Annotated in this window: 20 protein-coding genes and 1 tRNA gene; 17 read left to right on the forward strand and 4 right to left on the reverse strand. The window is 65.9% G+C overall.

Going from position 1 to position 16,535, the window contains the following annotated elements:
- The first annotated feature begins 194 nt into the window (after positions 1–194).
- The 3 genes from ACYVK3_RS09745 to ACYVK3_RS09755 are packed head-to-tail and all read left to right on the forward strand — an operon-like array spanning position 195 to position 1,608.
- Entirely contained in the window at positions 195–563 is a 369-nt protein-coding gene (locus tag ACYVK3_RS09745) for an ArsR/SmtB family transcription factor (protein WP_460497108.1), read from the forward strand.
- A complete protein-coding gene (locus tag ACYVK3_RS09750) occupies positions 560–1,045 on the forward strand; it encodes an SRPBCC family protein (protein ID WP_460497109.1) in 486 nt (161 codons plus the stop codon). Before ACYVK3_RS09745 ends, ACYVK3_RS09750 begins: the two co-directional genes overlap by 4 nt.
- A complete protein-coding gene (locus ACYVK3_RS09755) occupies positions 1,042–1,608 on the forward strand; it encodes a DinB family protein (RefSeq protein ID WP_460497110.1) in 567 nt (188 codons plus the stop codon). The genes ACYVK3_RS09750 and ACYVK3_RS09755 overlap by 4 nt, the downstream gene beginning before the upstream one ends.
- Before the next feature lie 210 nt (positions 1,609–1,818).
- Here ACYVK3_RS09755 and ACYVK3_RS09760 read toward each other — a convergent pair whose 3' ends face one another.
- A complete protein-coding gene (locus ACYVK3_RS09760; RefSeq protein ID WP_460497111.1) occupies positions 1,819–2,508 on the reverse strand; it encodes a Rossmann-fold NAD(P)-binding domain-containing protein in 690 nt (229 codons plus the stop codon).
- A 141-nt stretch (positions 2,509–2,649) separates the two neighbouring features.
- Between ACYVK3_RS09760 and ACYVK3_RS09765 the strand changes: the two genes are divergently transcribed.
- The 10 genes from ACYVK3_RS09765 to ACYVK3_RS09810 all read left to right on the forward strand — a co-directional run bounded on the left by ACYVK3_RS09765 (position 2,650) and on the right by ACYVK3_RS09810 (position 10,073).
- A complete protein-coding gene (locus ACYVK3_RS09765) occupies positions 2,650–3,522 on the forward strand; it encodes a helix-turn-helix domain-containing protein (protein ID WP_460497112.1) in 873 nt (290 codons plus the stop codon).
- Between the two features lie 85 nt (positions 3,523–3,607).
- Positions 3,608–4,282: an NADPH-dependent F420 reductase gene (locus tag ACYVK3_RS09770; protein ID WP_460497113.1), complete on the forward strand. Its 675-nt coding sequence runs from the start codon at positions 3,608–3,610 to the stop codon at positions 4,280–4,282.
- A gap of 166 nt (positions 4,283–4,448) precedes the next feature.
- Positions 4,449–4,889: a hypothetical protein gene (locus tag ACYVK3_RS09775; protein ID WP_460497114.1), complete on the forward strand. Its 441-nt coding sequence runs from the start codon at positions 4,449–4,451 to the stop codon at positions 4,887–4,889.
- Positions 4,890–4,899: 10 nt separating this feature from the next.
- Positions 4,900–6,705 (forward strand): alpha/beta hydrolase family protein, encoded by a 1,806-nt coding sequence (locus ACYVK3_RS09780; protein ID WP_460497115.1) that lies wholly within the window; start codon positions 4,900–4,902, stop codon positions 6,703–6,705.
- Between the two features lie 59 nt (positions 6,706–6,764).
- The gene (locus ACYVK3_RS09785; protein ID WP_460497116.1) at positions 6,765–7,289 is read left to right on the forward strand and encodes a hypothetical protein; all 525 of its coding nucleotides are present in this window, start codon (positions 6,765–6,767) and stop codon (positions 7,287–7,289) included.
- Between the two features lie 550 nt (positions 7,290–7,839).
- Positions 7,840–8,268 (forward strand): YbaB/EbfC family nucleoid-associated protein, encoded by a 429-nt coding sequence (locus ACYVK3_RS09790; RefSeq protein ID WP_460497117.1) that lies wholly within the window; start codon positions 7,840–7,842, stop codon positions 8,266–8,268.
- Positions 8,268–8,597: a hypothetical protein gene (locus tag ACYVK3_RS09795; protein WP_460497118.1), complete on the forward strand. Its 330-nt coding sequence runs from the start codon at positions 8,268–8,270 to the stop codon at positions 8,595–8,597. The genes ACYVK3_RS09790 and ACYVK3_RS09795 overlap by 1 nt, the downstream gene beginning before the upstream one ends.
- On the forward strand, positions 8,597–9,091 hold the full coding sequence (locus tag ACYVK3_RS09800; RefSeq protein WP_460497119.1) for a WXG100-like domain-containing protein: 495 nt from the start codon (positions 8,597–8,599) through the stop codon (positions 9,089–9,091). The genes ACYVK3_RS09795 and ACYVK3_RS09800 overlap by 1 nt, the downstream gene beginning before the upstream one ends.
- Before the next feature lie 2 nt (positions 9,092–9,093).
- Positions 9,094–9,624, forward strand: coding sequence for an EndoU domain-containing protein (locus tag ACYVK3_RS09805; RefSeq protein WP_460497120.1), 531 nt, complete (start codon positions 9,094–9,096; stop codon positions 9,622–9,624).
- Complete coding sequence (locus tag ACYVK3_RS09810) at positions 9,621–10,073, forward strand: hypothetical protein (RefSeq protein WP_460497121.1); 453 nt, start codon at positions 9,621–9,623, stop codon at positions 10,071–10,073. The genes ACYVK3_RS09805 and ACYVK3_RS09810 overlap by 4 nt, the downstream gene beginning before the upstream one ends.
- Before the next feature lie 849 nt (positions 10,074–10,922).
- Here the strand turns inward: ACYVK3_RS09810 and ACYVK3_RS09815 are convergent.
- The gene (locus tag ACYVK3_RS09815; RefSeq protein ID WP_460497122.1) at positions 10,923–11,747 is read right to left on the reverse strand and encodes a helix-turn-helix domain-containing protein; all 825 of its coding nucleotides are present in this window, start codon (positions 11,745–11,747) and stop codon (positions 10,923–10,925) included.
- A 161-nt stretch (positions 11,748–11,908) separates the two neighbouring features.
- On the opposite strand from ACYVK3_RS09815, the gene ACYVK3_RS09820 reads away from it, so the two are divergent.
- From ACYVK3_RS09820 to ACYVK3_RS09835, 4 genes are all read left to right on the forward strand, one after another.
- Positions 11,909–12,661: a Rossmann-fold NAD(P)-binding domain-containing protein gene (locus ACYVK3_RS09820; RefSeq protein WP_460497123.1), complete on the forward strand. Its 753-nt coding sequence runs from the start codon at positions 11,909–11,911 to the stop codon at positions 12,659–12,661.
- A 362-nt stretch (positions 12,662–13,023) separates the two neighbouring features.
- A complete protein-coding gene (locus ACYVK3_RS09825; RefSeq protein WP_460497124.1) occupies positions 13,024–14,289 on the forward strand; it encodes an ATP-binding protein in 1,266 nt (421 codons plus the stop codon).
- Positions 14,290–14,600: 311 nt separating this feature from the next.
- A complete protein-coding gene (locus ACYVK3_RS09830) occupies positions 14,601–14,993 on the forward strand; it encodes an ADP-ribosylation/crystallin J1 (RefSeq protein WP_460497125.1) in 393 nt (130 codons plus the stop codon).
- A gap of 311 nt (positions 14,994–15,304) precedes the next feature.
- Positions 15,305–15,454, forward strand: a complete 150-nt coding sequence (locus tag ACYVK3_RS09835; RefSeq protein ID WP_460497126.1) for a hypothetical protein — start codon at positions 15,305–15,307, stop codon at positions 15,452–15,454.
- 60 nt (positions 15,455–15,514) lie between these two features.
- Here the strand turns inward: ACYVK3_RS09835 and ACYVK3_RS09840 are convergent.
- A tRNA-Trp gene (locus ACYVK3_RS09840) sits at positions 15,515–15,587 on the reverse strand.
- A gap of 90 nt (positions 15,588–15,677) precedes the next feature.
- A complete protein-coding gene (locus ACYVK3_RS09845) occupies positions 15,678–16,508 on the reverse strand; it encodes a MetQ/NlpA family ABC transporter substrate-binding protein (RefSeq protein ID WP_460497127.1) in 831 nt (276 codons plus the stop codon).
- Between the last annotated feature and the right edge of the window lie 27 nt (positions 16,509–16,535).

The raw sequence follows: 16,535 nt of genomic DNA on the forward strand, positions 1-16,535 counted from the left end.
ACCGCATTCTCGCAGTACGGGAATGCGTCGCCCCCTTCAGCAGGGCCCGTTCGGAAGCCCCACCGCCGATACGGCGACCACAAGTCGAGCCGCGGCCGTGTCCCGCGGGCAATGCCAAGGTTCTCAACCAACTGGTTGACAACGCTCGCGCAGCGATCTAGCGTCGTATTCAACCAACAAGTTGAGGAAGATCAGTGGACGACACTACGGAGCGGCTCAACCTGGCCTTCGCGGCGCTGGCCGACCCCACACGACGCGACCTCGTCGCCCGCCTGGCCGGATCGGACGCGACCGTGAGCGAACTGGCCGAGCCGTACGACATGAGCCTCCAAGCCGTCTCAAAACACGTGAAGGCGCTCGAAGAGGCGGGACTCGTGACCCGCAGCAAGGACGCCCAGCGCCGGCCGGTCCACCTCGACGCGGGGGCACTCGACCTGATGACCAGCTGGATCGAGCGCTACCGCCGGGAGGCCGAGGAAGGCTATCGACGCCTCGACGCCCTCCTAGAGCGGATGGCCGAAGACGAGAACCAACAGGAAACCCACGAGAAGGAAGCATCATGACCAAGCACGAAACCGAAATCATGGCGGACGAGCGGGTCCCGACGATTGAAATCGTCCGGCAGTTCGACGCCGCCCCTGAACAGGTATTCCGCGCTCACACCGACGCCGAGCTCTACGCCAAGTGGATCGGGCCGCACTCGATCAGCACCAGGATCACCAAATGGGACGCCCGCACCGGCGGCGAATGGGCCTTCGCCAACGATCGCGACGGTGAGGAGATCGCCTCCTTCTACGGCAGTTTCCACGAAGTGCGGCCGAACCGGCGGATCGTGTGGACCTTCACCTACGAAGGCGAACCCGACGGCGTCGCACTGGAGACGCTCACCTTCGAACCGATCGACGACGGCCGCACCCGGCTGAGGACCCTGAGCGTCGTCGAGGACTTCGAGACCCGCGATGGCATCCTCGCCAGCGGCATGGACCAAGGCGTCAACGAGGGTTACGAGAAGCTCGACGAACTGCTCGCGAAGGAGTCGGCATGACACCCGAGAACGCGGCCCAGCGGCACGCGCACGACGCCGCCCGCTTCACCGAACTGGTCGAATCCGCCTCGCCCGACGACTGGGCCCGGCCCAGCCCCGTCGCCGAATGGACGGCCGTCGACGTCGTGGGGCACCTGGTCGAATGGTCCCGCGGCTTCCTCAAGGGCGCCGGAATCGAACTGACGCCCCTGGACGTCGCCGCCGACCCGGCCGGCGCCTGGAAACGGCACGTCGACGACATCCAGGCCATCCTCGACGAGCCCGCAGGGCGAACGCACAGCAACCCGCACACCGGCGACATGCCCGTGGAAGCGGCGATCGACCAGTTCTACACGAATGACGTCTGGATGCACTCCTGGGACCTCGCCACCGCGCTCGGACGCGAGATCGACCTCGGTGCCGAGCGCTGCCGCGCCGCGCTGACCGGCATGGAGCCGATCGAGCAGGTGCTGCGCGACAGCGGGCAGTACGGAGCCGCCGTGCCCGTCGCCGAAGGCGCGTCCGATCAGGACAGACTGCTCGCCTTCATCGGCCGCGACCCGGCCTGGCGACCCGGATACTGAGCGGCGCAAAGGAGGCGATGCCCAGATCGGGCCGACGCAGAAGACGCTGCAACCCAATCGCGTCCTCGACACGATCGCGCTTCGTCACCGGACAGACCGAGTGGCTACAGCCATGATTCGGCCCTGACAGACCCTCTGGTGGGCGGTGCCCCAAGGCGCCTCCCTCGCTCGTCGGCGCGACCGTGTCGCCCTCCGATCGGCCTCGAACATTCACCAGGGCAACTCCCCGGATTCGTCCTGGAACGTCCCCGTGGGGCCGTCCGAGCCGAGAGTCGCCAAACGCACGACGGTCCGGGCGCTCTCCTCCGGCGACCTGCCGCCACCAAGGCCCATGGTCATGTCAGTGGCCGTGAAACCGGGCTCGAGCGCGTTGAACCTGACATCGGGATGGGCCTTGGCGTACTGGACCGTCAGCATGGTGGCCGCCGTCTTGGACGCGGCGTACAGCGCGGCGGTCGTCAGCTGGAACTCGGGCCGATCGGGGTTGGTGACGGCCCAGAACGACCCGGCGCTGCTGGAGACGGTGACCACGTTCGGGTTCGAGGACTTGCGCAGCAGGGGGAGCGCCGCCTCGGTGACGCGCACGAAACCCACCGCGTTGGTGTCGAAGACCCGCAGTGCCGTGGGGGCGTCGGTGGCGCCGTTCGCCAAGATGCCCGCGTTGTGGACCAGCACGTCGAGTCGGCCCTCGGCCGCGTCGATCGCCGACAGCGCCTCGCCCACCGACCCGTCGTCGGTCACGTCGAGTTGCACGAACCGTGCGCCGAGCTCGGCCGCCGCCTTCTCGCCCCGTTCGGCGTCGCGCGCGCCGATATAGACGGTGTGGCCCCGCTCCAGCAGCTGTCGGGCGGTCTCGAAGCCGATGCCCTTGTTGGCCCCGGTGATCAATGTGACGGTCATGATGGGTCTCCTCTCGAAATGGGCGCCCCCAGCGGGCCGTTCGAATGCTATTCACGGCCGGGCCCCTGACCGGGGGCCCTGCTCTACCGGGGGAGTGCCGGGACCCCCTCTCTCCGCTTCGCGACCTCCTACGCTTGGCTCATGAGCGACAAACCGAATGCGCTCGGCGCGTTCCTGCGCGCCAGGCGCGCACTGGTGACACCGCAGCAGGTGGGCATCCCCGACGTCGGGGTGCGTCGTGTGCCCGGGCTGCGGCGCGAGGAGGTCGCCATGCTCGCCGGCATCAGCTTCGACTACTACCTGCGCTTGGAGCGGGGCCGCGACCGCAACCCGTCCGTGCAGGTGCTCGAGGCGATCGCCCGGGTGCTGCAACTCGACGACGACCACTGCGCCCACCTGCTCACCTTGGCCTCGACAGGGGACCGCCGCAGGCCACGGCCCCGCAAGGAGACCGTGCCGGCCGGCGCGCTCAAGCTCTTGGACGCCCTCGTCCAGCCCGCCTTCATCGAAGGCCGGTACTTCGACGTCCTGGCCGCGAACACCCTCGCCCGAGCGCTCGACCCCCGCCTGACCGCGGGCGGCAACCAGATGCGGGACATGTTCCTGGACCCGGCCGAGCCGGAGCTGTACCCGGAGTGGGAGAACGTCACCGAGTGCTTCGTCGCGAATCTGCGGCAGTCCATCGGCAACGATATCGATGATCCCCGCTTCATCGAGCTCACCGGGGAGCTCTCACTGGGGAGCGACCGGTTCCGTCGGCTCTGGGCCCGCCATGAGGTGCGGGGGCAGCGCGGGGCGCCGATCCGGTTCGACCACCCTCAGGTCGGGGAGCTCACCCTCAACCGAGAGCGGCTGAGCATAGGTGGTGCTGAAAACCTGCACCTGGTCGTGTTCCACCCGGAAGCCGGGACCGGCGACGCGGACAAGCTGGCGCTCCTGGCCTCCGCGGACCTGCCCGCTCGGACCCGGAACGAGAGCCGGCCCCACGATCCGGAGGGCGCCGCCTTCGAGTGAACCCGCCCAGGCCCCAGGCGCTGCACCAAGCGGCATCGCGCGAGCGGGCCGCACCACTCATCAAGGATTCGAGGCGGGAGCACCTATGGAGACCATCGGGATCATCGGCGCAGGCGAGGTCGGAAGGCAGATCGCGCGCGCGGCGGTGGCGAGCGGGTACACGATCGTCATCGCCAACTCGCGGGGGCCCGAGACCCTGACCGGACTCGTCGATGAACTCGGCTCGTCGGCGCGTGCCGCACGTGCCGCGGAGGCCGCTGCGGCGGGGGACTTCGCGGTCGTCGCCGTCCCGCTCAAAGTCGTCAACGACATGCCGGTCGACGAGCTCGCGGGCAAGATCGTGCTGGACACGAACAACTACATGGTCTGGCGCGACGGTCGCATTCCGGTGATCGACTCCGGCGAGAAGACCGTTCACGAGTTGCGCCAGGAGCAGCTGCCGACATCGAAGGTCGCCAAGGCGTTCACCCACATCCAAGCCGAGCGCATGCTCAGCGCCGCCCGGCCTGCCGGCGACCCCGACCGTATGGCGCTGTCGGTCTCGAGCGATCATCCCGAAGCCGTCGCACTCGTCACGCGGCTGTACGACCAGTTCGGCTTCGACACGGTGGACAACAGCCCGCTGAGCGAATCCTGGCGCAGTGCCCCCGGCCAACCCGCGTGGGTCCGTATGACGCTGCGGAACCGCGACATGGCATGGCAGAACCGCGAAGAGCTGATCCGCAACCTGCGACGGGCGAACCGCATCACTCCGCCGTGACAGCACCGGACACCGCCACTTGGCGCCCAAGTCCGCGGGAGTGCCGATGCGGAAAGCGCTGACGGGCCCCTGAAGGCTCCCAGGCCTTACCGGGCGGGCATTCGGGGACACATCGGGTCGCATCGGTCCGCTACATTGAGTGGCGGCAACCGGACGACGACCGAAAGTGAGCGCACACGCCGATGCGTCCCACCCCGATCTCAAATACTGCTGCGCCGACGGCGGTGTACTGATGGCCGGAGCCGAGGTCTTCGCCATGGAGCCGGACAAAGTCCATGACGCCGTCGCGGCGCTGTTCGGCGTTGAAGAGGCCATCCGCACCGCGAGCGATGCTCTCGAAGGCGAGTGCGGCGCCACTACCGAGACACTGATCGCCGGACAGTGCGCGATCGGCGAAGCGCTCGCCGGCGCGGCGGACTTCTGGTGCGGCGTGCAGGCCGCCGGCATCGCCGGTCTCGTCGGCAACCTGGGTGAATACCTCGCCACCTGCGCCGAACAGGCGGTCGAGATCGACGACTACAACGCCGCCGACTTCGCCTCCTATGCCGATCACGATCGCTACCCGGACCGGGCATCGCAGAACGCCTCGGCCCGTCCGGACTGGTGAGGTGGCGGCGATGAGCGAGATGCGCTGGAAGGACCTGCGCGACACCGACTTCAGCGTGATGCGGGCGCTGGCCGAGCAGTTCGACTCCTATATCGCGGACATGGTCGAGCAGGCCGAATCGCTCACCGAGGACGTGGTGAAGAAGCACCTGAGCACCGACTGCTACGAAGGAGCGGCCGCCGACACCGTTCGCGAGCAGATCGGTCATGTGGCGGAGAGTTTCCTGGACGATCTGAGCGAGTACGCCAACGTGAAGATCAAAGCCACGCTGGAAGACGCCTGTGAGGAGCTCCTCGCGGCTCAGGAGAGCCTCGTCGAGCTGCTTGTGCCCATCGAGGCGGGGAAGTATAAGGTCACGGGGCCCGCCGGCGACCACGGCCTCGAGCTGTCGGAGGACTTGCTGAACGACATCGCCGAGCTCAGCCCACCGGCATCGCTGCTGGCGAGATCCGGACTCACCGAAGCGGACTTGCACGCCGACACCGGTCGCCACATCGTGGCAACCGAACTGAAGCAGGCCGCAGAAGCCGAAGCCGAGGAGCTCGCCGAAGTGCTGCGGGCGATCATGGGCAGAGCCCACGAAGCCGAAGCCGAAGCGGTCGGCATCCTCAGGTCGATCCTCGACGATCCTGCCGAACAACCGCCGCCACTGGGCGTGACCTATGACGACCTGATCGACGACTACGAGGCGGCAGCCGACGTGCGAAACGTCGAGTTCCTCAAGGAACTGGCCGAAGGCACCTCGGAGGCCACGGCGAACGGTATCAACGAGTGGTGGGACGGGCTCTCCGAGGCCGAACGTCACGCACTCATCGATTCGCACCCCGAGCTGATCGGTGGACTCGACGGCATACCGTCCGACACCCGGAACGAGGTGAACCGCGATCTGCTCGGCGCTGAGATCGACGACCTCGAATCGCAACTCGAAGGGCTGCGAGAGCGGGAGCTCGCGGCTCGCGCCGACCCCGAAGCCGACAACGGCGCGCTGATGGAGCAGATCGACGAACTCGAACAGCGCCTGAGCAATGCGGCGTCACTGCAGCATGCGCTGGATGCGCGGGGAGAGAACGTTTACCTGCTCGATTTCGACACCGCTGAAGACGGCCAAGCGGCCGTGTCGATCGGCGACCCCGACAGCGCCGACCACACCGCGGTCTACGTACCCGGCACCACCTCCGACCTCGGGGGCGTCGACGGCCTGATCGGCGACGCCGAGGTTCTGCAGGACGCTGCCAGAAACTGGTCGCCCGACGACGAGACCGCGGTGGTGATGTGGCTGGAGTACGACGCGCCGGACAATGCCGTCCCGGTCGCGCAGGATGGACCGTTCCCGCCCGAAGCATGGGGCACCGAACAGGCGGTCGACGCCACGTCTGGACTGGATTCATTCCTCGAGGGCATCTCCGCTGCCCATGACGGCGAGTCGCACACGACACTCATAGGGCACTCGTACGGCAGCGCGACCGTCGGTGCGACCGCCGCAGCCCACCAGATAGCCGCCGACCAGGTCATCGACTTCGCCAGTCCCGGCCTCATGGTCGATGCCGCCGATGAACTCAGTGTCGGCGGCGACGACGTCTGGTCCACCAGAGCCGACGGCGACGTCATCGACCTGGCCGTCACCACCGGGGCAATGGGTGCTGATCCGATCGCCGATGCATTCGGAGACAACACCTTCGAGGCCGACGCCATCGGCGACAGCGGCACGGAGATCCATAGCGGCTACCTGAAGAACGCCCCCGACGGCGAACCCAATCAGGCCCTCGACACGATGGCGCTCATCATCACCGGACAGACTGAAGGGCTCCAGCCGTGATTCGAAGAGCCCTGATAGCCGCTTGCGCACTGGTAATCGCCCTTGGAGGATGCTCGCTCATGCAAGACCCGCCGCCCGAACGCGAATTCGATGAAGCCGAAGCCTACCCACTCATGGAGCAGATCGTCGCGGACACAGCCGCCGACATGCCCGACTTCCCCGGGTTCTACCAACGCAGCTACGCCTGGCCCGAGGACTGCGGCGAGGCACTCGGCGGCCAGTACGACGGCTGGGTGGCCCTGGAGATACGCTACGGCTTCTCCGGCGACGACTCGGCCACGGAACTGGTCAAAATCGAGTACACGAATCTCCTCCGCGACCGTTGGACCGAGGCCGGCTACGACATCCACCGCGACGACATCGACCCCGACACCGGATACGGATCGATGGAGGCTGAACGACCCGACGGAATCAACCTCTGGTGGGCGGTGGCCAAAGGCGCGTCCCTGACCGTCCAGACCGGCTGTGTCCCTGCCACCGAGGGCTTCGACAAGCCCGACTACCTTCCGCCGGTCGGCGGTGTGCTCCCCGAGAACGACCACGCCGTGAACGAGAAGCGGGTCCACCCCCCGACCTCCGAGTAGACGAGCGGCGAAGCGATCGCCCCCTTGCACCTCTCGGAAGGCCGGAGCTACCGCTACATGGATCTCGCCATCATGAGGCTCGATGAGGTCTCGAAGCCGTGGCGGGCATAGACCGGGATGGCTCGCCCGCTCGAATGCACGGTCACTCGCATCAAGCCTTGCAACGGCTCTCGGCCTCGTCGAGGCCTGACCGAGCGCGGTGGACCAATACCGTTTGCTCTCTCACCTGTAGTCATATCCAGCTCAAGGGAACACCGCTCAACAGTCGCCGGCTGCTACCACAGGGCGACTGAGCTAGCGAACGACTCGATGACCGTATCCTTCAACTCGTCGTCATCCTCCACGATCGCTCGCCGTCCTCAGCGGGAAGCACCAGCAGAGCAATCTTTCGGTCCTCAGATGCTTGGTCCTCATGCCACGTCGGTCGCGCTTCCGATCCGAAGCCGAGCCGCGGGAGCCCGATACGCGCTGTACCCCACGGTTTGCGACGCGTTGATATCGTCAGTGAACGCTGAGTAACCCTCCTGAATCGACCCTTCCGAGGAGCGCCATGAGTTCACCCTCCGATCAGTCCGGTATCACCGACGCGCTCACCCAAGCCCTCCAGATTGCGAAAGACGGCCAGCGGGCGCAAGAGGAAGCGGGCGCTACCACCGTCGAAGTCGAAGCGGCCGAGGGCATGGTGCGCGTCGCCGCGACTCTGGCGGGCAAGGTGACCGTCACGATCGTCGACCCCCGCGCCGTACGCCTGGGAGGAACGGTGCTCGCCGAGGAGATCACCATCGGCGTCAACGCCGCTCTCGACAAGGCCCGTGAGCAGGCCGGCCTCCCCGGCGCCGTCGACCTCGACGCGCTGACGCAGAAGGTCGAGGAGATCCAGCAGCAGTCGGTGCAGCGGCTCAGCTCGTTCATGTCGACCCTCGCGAGCTCGCACGACAGGATCGTCCAGACGGCCGCGGAAAACAAGGGGGTGAACTGATGGCCCTCCAGATCGACCCGGACGGCCTCGACCGGGCCGGGCAGGACATCGAGGCGACCGCGGAGCGGTTCTTCGGGGCCGTGGACCAGTTCGCGTCCAGCATCGAAGGCGTGGCGGAGGCCTGCGGCGGCGACGAGATCGGCGGCCTCATCGAGCAGGCCCACACCGAAGTCTTCGAGTGGGCGAAGGGGTGCTTCCTCGAAGCGGCCCAGTCGATGGCCGAGGCCGGCCTGGACGTGCGCGACTTCGCCGTGCAGTACCTCGACTCGGACAACGAGATCGCGCAGGCGTTCATCCAGCTCTCGTCAGAGCTGGGCGGGAGCGCCTGATGGCGATCATGCTCCCCTCTGAACTGGCGAGCCTGCTCGGCATCCTCGGCTTCGATTGGCCGCAGTCCAACGAGGACCACCTGATGGACTTCGGCCAGGCTTGGATGGACTTCGGCGGCGAGCTGACGGACATCCTCGGCGAGGCCGGCGGCAACGCCGCTCAAGCGTGGACCGATCAGGTCGGCCAGGACATCGACGCGTTCAAGACCTGGTGGGAGAGCGAGGACGGTCCGGCGAGCGTGCTCGACAGCGGCTCCATCGGGGCGATGATCGCCGGCGTGGGCTTGATCATCTGCGCGGTCATCGTGCTGGTCCTCAAGATCATGGTGATCGTGCAGCTGGTGATCCTCGCGGTCCAGATCGCCATCGCGGTCGCGCAGGCCGCGGTCACCTTCGGCGCCTCGCTGCTGCAGGTGCCGATCTTCCAGCAGCTCGCCCGCACCGTGGTCGGCAACCTCATGCAAGAGGCGATCTTCAAGCTCCTGGAGGCCTGAGGATGGCGAAGAACAAGGCGGGGGGCAAGCTGGTACGGGCCGCGCTCCGATTCCTCAAGAAACAGCGCAAACGCCCTGGCGGCCGGAACCGGATGTCAGGGGAACGGCTCGATCACCAGCAACGCGGTGGCATCACCTACAGCAAAGCACACCAGCGGCTGACGATGACCGGATATCACCACCGGCCCGGCGGCATCGACCATGCCGGCAGGCGTACCACCGATGTCGGGAACCGTTGGGACAACGGTGTCTACGACGGCAAGGTCGAGATCAAGAATCCGAGCCCCCCACCCCCGTGGGTGCCCAAACTCACCACCGATGGAAAGAGCACCTTCTTCCCTGACAGCTGGAGTGCCGAACGTATCGACAACGCGACTTCAGACGCTTTCAAGAACAGCACCATGCGCGACCCCTCGAAGGGCGTCTGGGAAGGCTTCTCCGACGGCGTGTGGATCCAGGGCCGATATGATCCGGCCACCGGGAACATCGGGCACGGTTTCCCGTCTGGCAACCAGCGTGGAGTCAAGATTTGAGCATCTACATCAACGATCAGGACGTGCTGGTCATCGGCGATGAATACGACCCGGTGCTCGGGACGTTTCTCTTCCTGGACATCGGATACGACCCCTACAAATGCCTTGTCGCGCTCTATCATGTCGCGCAGATCTCGCAGGGAAGAACCGATCGGACCGTCGTGGGAGGCGAATCGGTGATCGTGTCATTGACTTCCACGCACGCCACCCTCAACGACGAATTCGCTCCTTCGCGGAGCCGCGATATTCCGTTCGACGAGTTCCGCCGTGGTGTCGAGGAACTCTGGGTCGCTCTGTACCAGGCGAATCGCGAACGCAGCCCGAACCGCGTCTACCGGCCGGATCTGTCGCCTGCGGAAGGGGACCTCGTCATGTGGGAGGACACCTTCAAGCAGCGCCACCCGTACCGGGGCCGGATCGAGGGCATTCCCGCGCAGGGCCCGACCTGATGACCCGAGGAAGCCGAATTGGGCTTCGGGGACATGGCCCGGTGGAGCCGTCCATCGATGTCGTTGACGGCCACTTCGAAATCGTGGTGGGCGCGGAGCTCGAGGGCGTGCTCGCACTTCTCCCGGAGGGATCGCGGTTGCGGGAACACTGAACTCGATGGGTATGCGAAGGGTTGGGGCCCTCGGCATGAGGTTCAGTCGGCGGTGATCACAGATCGGATCGTCTCTGGGCGTCGATGAACCAGTCGATGAACGCCGGCCAGGAGTCGGCGTCCTCGATTGAACCGGGCCGGCAGTCAGCGATAGGGCTGGCCTTCTTGCTTTCGAGCGCCGCGAACTCGAGGGGCCGCCGTAAGAGGCTTCCAGAGCCTCTCGGTGCTGAAGGAAGTACTCGAAAATCCCTGACGACTCGATCCGTTCGGGGGTGTGGGAGTACAGCTCGGAGCGCAGCGAGTCCCTGGTGAAACACAATCCGAAGACGGTGCCACGAGGAGCGCCGGTCGAGAAATTGATCCATCTGGCCGAGGTTCGACGACCGGGATGGCACTATCCGTGACCGCGCTGTGCGATCGAATCGGTCAACCGCCCCCAGAACTCGAGGTAGAGCGGGCGCTTGCCTTCCGCGCGCTGCTGAGCCGCGGCCGTCGACCGGACGCTTTTGCCCCAGTTGTTCGGGACCGCGACCACCTTGAACTGCAACGCCGAAGAAGCGGGTGTCGGAATCGGTGCGCTCGTTGAGCCAGTCGAGTGCTCGCCCCCTGCAAGACGCCCTCGTAAGGTCGGCCCGGATCCGGCTTCTTCCAGGGAGTCTCCTTGCCTCCCACGAACTATGAACGCGCACCGTGCTCGTCAAACTGCCCCGAGGAGCAGCGAGGTTTCCTGCGGCTCTTCCGCTGGTGCGTAGATCACGATCCAGTGGTCTCGTTCTGCATCGTGCAGCATTTCACTCTGGAACGATTGCCAGCCTCGAGTCGGGTGGAGCACACGCTTCACCGCTGATCTCTCTGCCGCGACCTCGCTGCGTTCCCAGAGGCTTGGGAAAGTTGGACTGGTCGTTGCGAGTTCTGCGTGCAGCGAGCGAAGGTACTCGTCTGCCGGGTATCGGGCCAGGGCCGAGCGAAGTTCGGCTGTGGCCCATCTGGCGTATCGATGGGCTCCGTCCTCTCCGAGGGCACGGCGTGCCGCGGCCGTAAATCCCTGATGAACGATGTTGTGGCGGTACGGACTGACGCTGGAGGGAGTCCCGAGGAGCTCAGTCGCGGCGGCGTTGCGCGCCATGACGTTCAGACGCCCGTCGTGGACGGTCACCGGGACGGCGGCGTCGAGGCCGCGCAGTAGCCGGAGGAGGCCCGGCCGGACCTCACTGTCTGGGGCGAGCGGTTCGGGCGGGAGCTCGCCGGCGAGTCGAAACAGGTGATCGCCTTCGGGAACGGAGAGGTCCAAAGTCCGCGCCAGCGCGGTGAGAACCGACCGCGAAGGACGCGGCGCCCTCCCCTGTTCGAGGCGCGTGTAGTACTCGACGGAGATTCCCGCGGCTTCGGCCAGCTCCTGCCGACGCAGCCCGGGGACCTGTCGACGCGAGGCGATCCGGTTGCCGGGCTGTCGGGGCGGTGCCATCAGCCCTCGCCGTCGTCGAAGGTAGGTCCCGAAGTCGGCCCTGATTCCGATCGGCATGGTCACAATTGTTCCACGGCCGCCGCCTGGTCCTGCCAGTACCAGGCGTGAAAGGGTCTTCCTCGCCCGATTGCGACCGCGCAGACTGATCGCATAGCGCAACGCGTGCCCGGGGCACGAGCGCTCTTCCGGCGTCCACGCACTAGTTCAGGGAGTTCTTGATGCCTACCGACCGCATCGCACTCATCACCGGAGCCAACCAGGGCATGGGCAAGCATGTCGCCAAAGAACTTGCCGCCGATGGGGCCACGGTATTCATCGGGTCCCGCGATCCCGCCCGCGGGGAGGCTGCGGCCGCCGAGATCGGCGAGGGTGCCGTCGCACTGCAGCTCGACGTGACCGACGCCGCCTCGATCACTTCGGCCGCCGAGCGAATCCGCGACCAGGTCGGCCGGCTCGACTTGCTCGTCAACAACGCCGCCGTCTCCTCCACTCGCACCGACCTTGACATGGCCGAGCTGCGCGCCATGGCGAAGCCGAGCACCGTGCCGCTCGATGAGGTCAGGGCAGTCTGGGAGGTGAACGTGTTCGGCGCTCTGGCCGTCTACCAGGCCGTGCTGCCGCTGCTTCGCAACTCGTCGGATGCGCGCATCGTGAACGTGACCAGCGCGCTGGGATCCTTGACGACCGTCGCTGATCCGGCCTTCCCGTACCACGCGGCTTTCGAGCCGGTCTATGCCGCCTCGAAGAGCGCACTCAACGCCGTGACCCTGTCCATGATGATCGAGCTGGAGGAGACCGGCATCAAAGTCAACCTCGTCTCGCCCGGGTTCGCCAAGACCGCTCTGGTGAACTTCGAAGGGACCGAGACGGTCGAGGAGGCCGCCAGCGAAGTGGTGCGCGTGGCCCGCTTGGGGTCAGACGGACCGACCGGCACCTTCACGTATTCGGGCGGAGTAGAACTCCCATGGTGATCACGCCCGCTGACGCATTGGAGAACAGGGCGTAATCAAACTCGGATCCGTCCGAGTCTCTGTTCGATACCGATGCTCCCACCAGGTGGAGCGACTCGGTATCAGGCTTGAGGACCGACAGTACGCGGCGACGCCGTCACAACATGACGGCCTCGCCTCGACTGGTCATATGCAGGCCTCATCGAGGCCTATGGGAACTTGTTCCCGCAGGTAGATGAATTGGATCGCCGTATCCTGGCCGGGGCGGTCGGAACGGGACCGCTGCCGCTGGCGAAGCCAAGGTCGAAAGTACGGCGAAACGACGGTTATAAACTCGGCGAAACTGTTATTACGATCATTGATTCGTCTGCTATCGTCGCCCCATGTCGAACCTTCTGCCTCGCCGCGCGCTAGCCCATCTGAACGAGCGCGTCGACGCCTTCAGAGCAGTCGTGGTCGGTGGCCCCCGACAAGCGGGAAAGACCACACTGCTGCGGCAATTGCATGCCGAACGCGGCGGGACCTTCGCGACACTCGATGATCCGACCATCCTTCAGACGGTCCGAGCAGATCCGTCGGGATTCGCCGAATACGGCGCAGCGCCAAGGATCTTCGATGAGGTGCAACGCGGCGGTGACGACCTGCTGCTGGCGGTCAAGCGGCTCATGGACCTCGACGATGCGCCCGGCCAGTTCGTCCTGTCGGGTTCGACGCGGTTCCTGACGGTGCCGAACTTGTCGGAATCGTTGGCCGGGCGAGCCGTGTTCGTCGACCTCTGGCCGTTGAGCGCCGCCGAGCGAACGAGGTCAGAGGTCGATGCGCCTGCGCTCCTGTTCGATCGGGAGCGACTGTTGAACTCACCGCCGATATCGCAGTGGGGTAGGGGCGACTACTTCAAACTCATCTGCGAGGGAGGCTACCCGGAGGCGGTCCGAATACGGTCCGAACCGCTTCGCGCGGACTGGTTCGACAGCTATGTGTCCACGGTGGTATTGCGAGATGTCGCGGAGTTCGCAGACGTTCGCCATGCCAACCTGGTGCCGCAGCTCCTGCGGCTGGTCGCCGCGCGTAGCGGGTCGAACCTGGTGCTCTCCGACCTCGCCAAAAGCCTCGAACTCAACCACGCCACCGTCCGCGACTATCTGGGCTATCTCGACATCGTCTACCTGACTGCGAGACTGCCGCCGTGGTCGACCAACCTGACCTCGAAGCTCATCAAGACCCCGAAGGCCTACGTCACCGACTCGGGTCTGACGGCGTCACTGCTCGGAGCTGACGTGGAAGCGGTGTCCGCCCCCGGGCACCCGCTCTCAGGACCGCTGGTGGAGACCTTCGTGTTCGCCGAGTTGACTCGACAGCTGACAGTGAGCGCGATCAGGGCTGGACTTCATTTCTACCGTGACCGGGACGGCCGCGAGATCGACTTCGTGCTCGAACGCAGAGACGGAGCGGTAGTGGCCATCGAAGTCAAGGCCGCGGCGACGGTGCGGTCGGACTCGTTCAAGCATCTCCATTGGCTCCGCGATCGACTCGGTGACCGGTTCCGCGCCGGCTATGTCCTCTACCTGGGCGAAGAGTTGAGGCCGTTCGGCCCTGACATGGCCGCTGTTCCCATTTCGGCGCTCTGGGGTGGGGCGCCCTTGTTGTGATCGCCGCCGCGACGTCTTGGCGGGTACCGAAACTCGGCCGATCGACGCGAAACCGACCACAACGCCGGCAACTCCACCAGGAACAACGAAGGGCCTCTCCAATGTGCTGGAGAAACCCTTCGTTCTATCTGCAGGCCTCATCGAGGCCTATGGGAACTTGTTTCCCCAGGTTACGGCTTTGCATGGCCGCCTATTGGCGGTAGCGCCCACGAAAACGACTTCACGCGCTGCCGGACACCGGTAGATCGTGCACCATCGGCCTTGCCCAGGACCTGCCCATTCACAATCCAGATGCGTGGCAAGCCCGGGGCATGGCAGAGTCAGACCTCCTCTCACTGAAGGGAACTGACTTGAAGACGATGACCCTATGGCGCCCATGTGGCCCGACCGAGCTTGAGTTGGTCCGCGAGTCCGGATGGACCGCTTGGCCTCCTCGCTTGCCCGACCAGCCGATCTTCTACCCAGTCCTCAACGAGGACTATGCGACGAAGATCGCCCGCGACTGGAACGCACCCCGAGATGGTGTCGGGTACGTGGCCCGCTTCGAGGTCGACGGTGCCTTCGCCGAGCGCTACCCAGTCCAACAAGTCGGCGGCAGCACGATCCTTGAACTCTGGGTTCCGGCCGAAGACCTTGAGGAGTTCAACCGCCACATCATCGGCCCCATCGAAGTCGTGGGGGAGTACCGTGCCGAAACTCCGTAAGAGGGGACGGGCAGTAGGTCAGCATGAACCGTCTGCCGTTCAGCAGTTCATCGCCAGCCTCGAAGCTCGGACCTTGAGCGAACCCGGCCCGCTGCAGCGAACATGGTGCGACCCGGCGACCCGGCGAACCGCGAGGCGGGCTGCTGGGCTCACTGCGTACTTGGCAGCGGCTCCTCGAGGCGATGGAAGGTGATCGGAAGGCACCTAACACCTCAATTGTCTACGAGTACCTGAACGAACTCACCGCCCCGGACCGGCTGGAGGGTCTCCAGGGAGGCATGTGAGACCCGCTGCGATATAAGTTCGACCGCTTGCTCGATGACCTCGATCAGCGGTTTCGAGCCCGCACATTCCATGACCAAGGCGAGGAACTGGCGCAGTATTGGAAGCCGCTCGCCGAAGGCAAGGAGACTCGCTGGTACTGGCTTCGACGCCCGATCACCCTGCCACCGGTCTGGTGACCCCAGAGAAACGAAGAAGCGGCCCGGATCGAAGGATCCGGGCCGCTTCAAATTCATCGGCAGGGGTGACAGGAATCGAACCTGCAACCTTCGGCTTTGGAGGCCGCTGCGCTGCCAATTGCGCCACACCCCTTTGCCAGACCCGTTGCCCGGTCTGGCCGCAACCATCTTACGTGTCGCGCTCAGACCGGTGCAACCGGGTTGGTCCGACTGGCGGTGCTGGTCAGGAGGCCGGGATGACCGATCCGTCGGTGTAGGTCTGCTCGATGTACTCGCGGACCTCGTCGGACTGGAGCAGCTCGGCGAGCTTGAGGATGTCCTCGTTCTCCGCGTTGGCGGCCGTGGCGACCAGGTAGTTCGCGTACGGGTTGCCCTCGGCGGACTCGCTGTGGAGCGCGTCCTCGGACGGGCTCAGCTCGGCCTCGAGCGCGTAGTTGCCGTTGATCACGGCTGCGTCGACGTCCTCGAGCGTGCGGGGCAGCTGCGCGGCCTCGACCGGGACGATCTCGAGGTTCAGCGGGTTCTCGGCGATGTCGTCCTCGGTCGCCACGGTCACGTCCGTGCCCTCGGCGAGGGTGATCAGGCCCGCGTCGGCGAGGAGCGCCAGCGCCCTGCCGCCGTTCGAGGCGTCGGCCGGGATCGCGACCTGGGCGCCGTCGCCGAGGTCGTCGAGCGAGGCCGCGTTGTTGGAGTACAGCGCTAGCGGCTCGATGTGGACCGGTGCGATCTCGGTCAGGTCGGTGCCGTTCTGCTCGTTGAACTCCTCGAGGTAGGGGAGCGTCTGGAAGTAGTTGGCGACCACTGAGCCGTCGTGGGTGGCCGGGTTGATCTGCGCGTAGTCGCTGAACTCTTCGACCTCGATCGTCAGGCCGGCGTCGTCGGCCAGTTCGTCGCTGATGAACTGGAGGATCTCGGCGTGTGGGACCGAGGTCGCGGCGACGGTGACCGTGCCGTTGGTCTCGGCCGGTCCGTCGGAGTCGGAGCCGCAGGCGGCCAAGGTCAGAGCGGTGGCGGTGGCGATGGAAGCCCCGATGAGAGCACGGCGAGTTGACATGGTTGTCTCCTTGATAGGTGGGAATTG

It is taken from the genome of Glycomyces tarimensis (assembly GCF_054776215.1).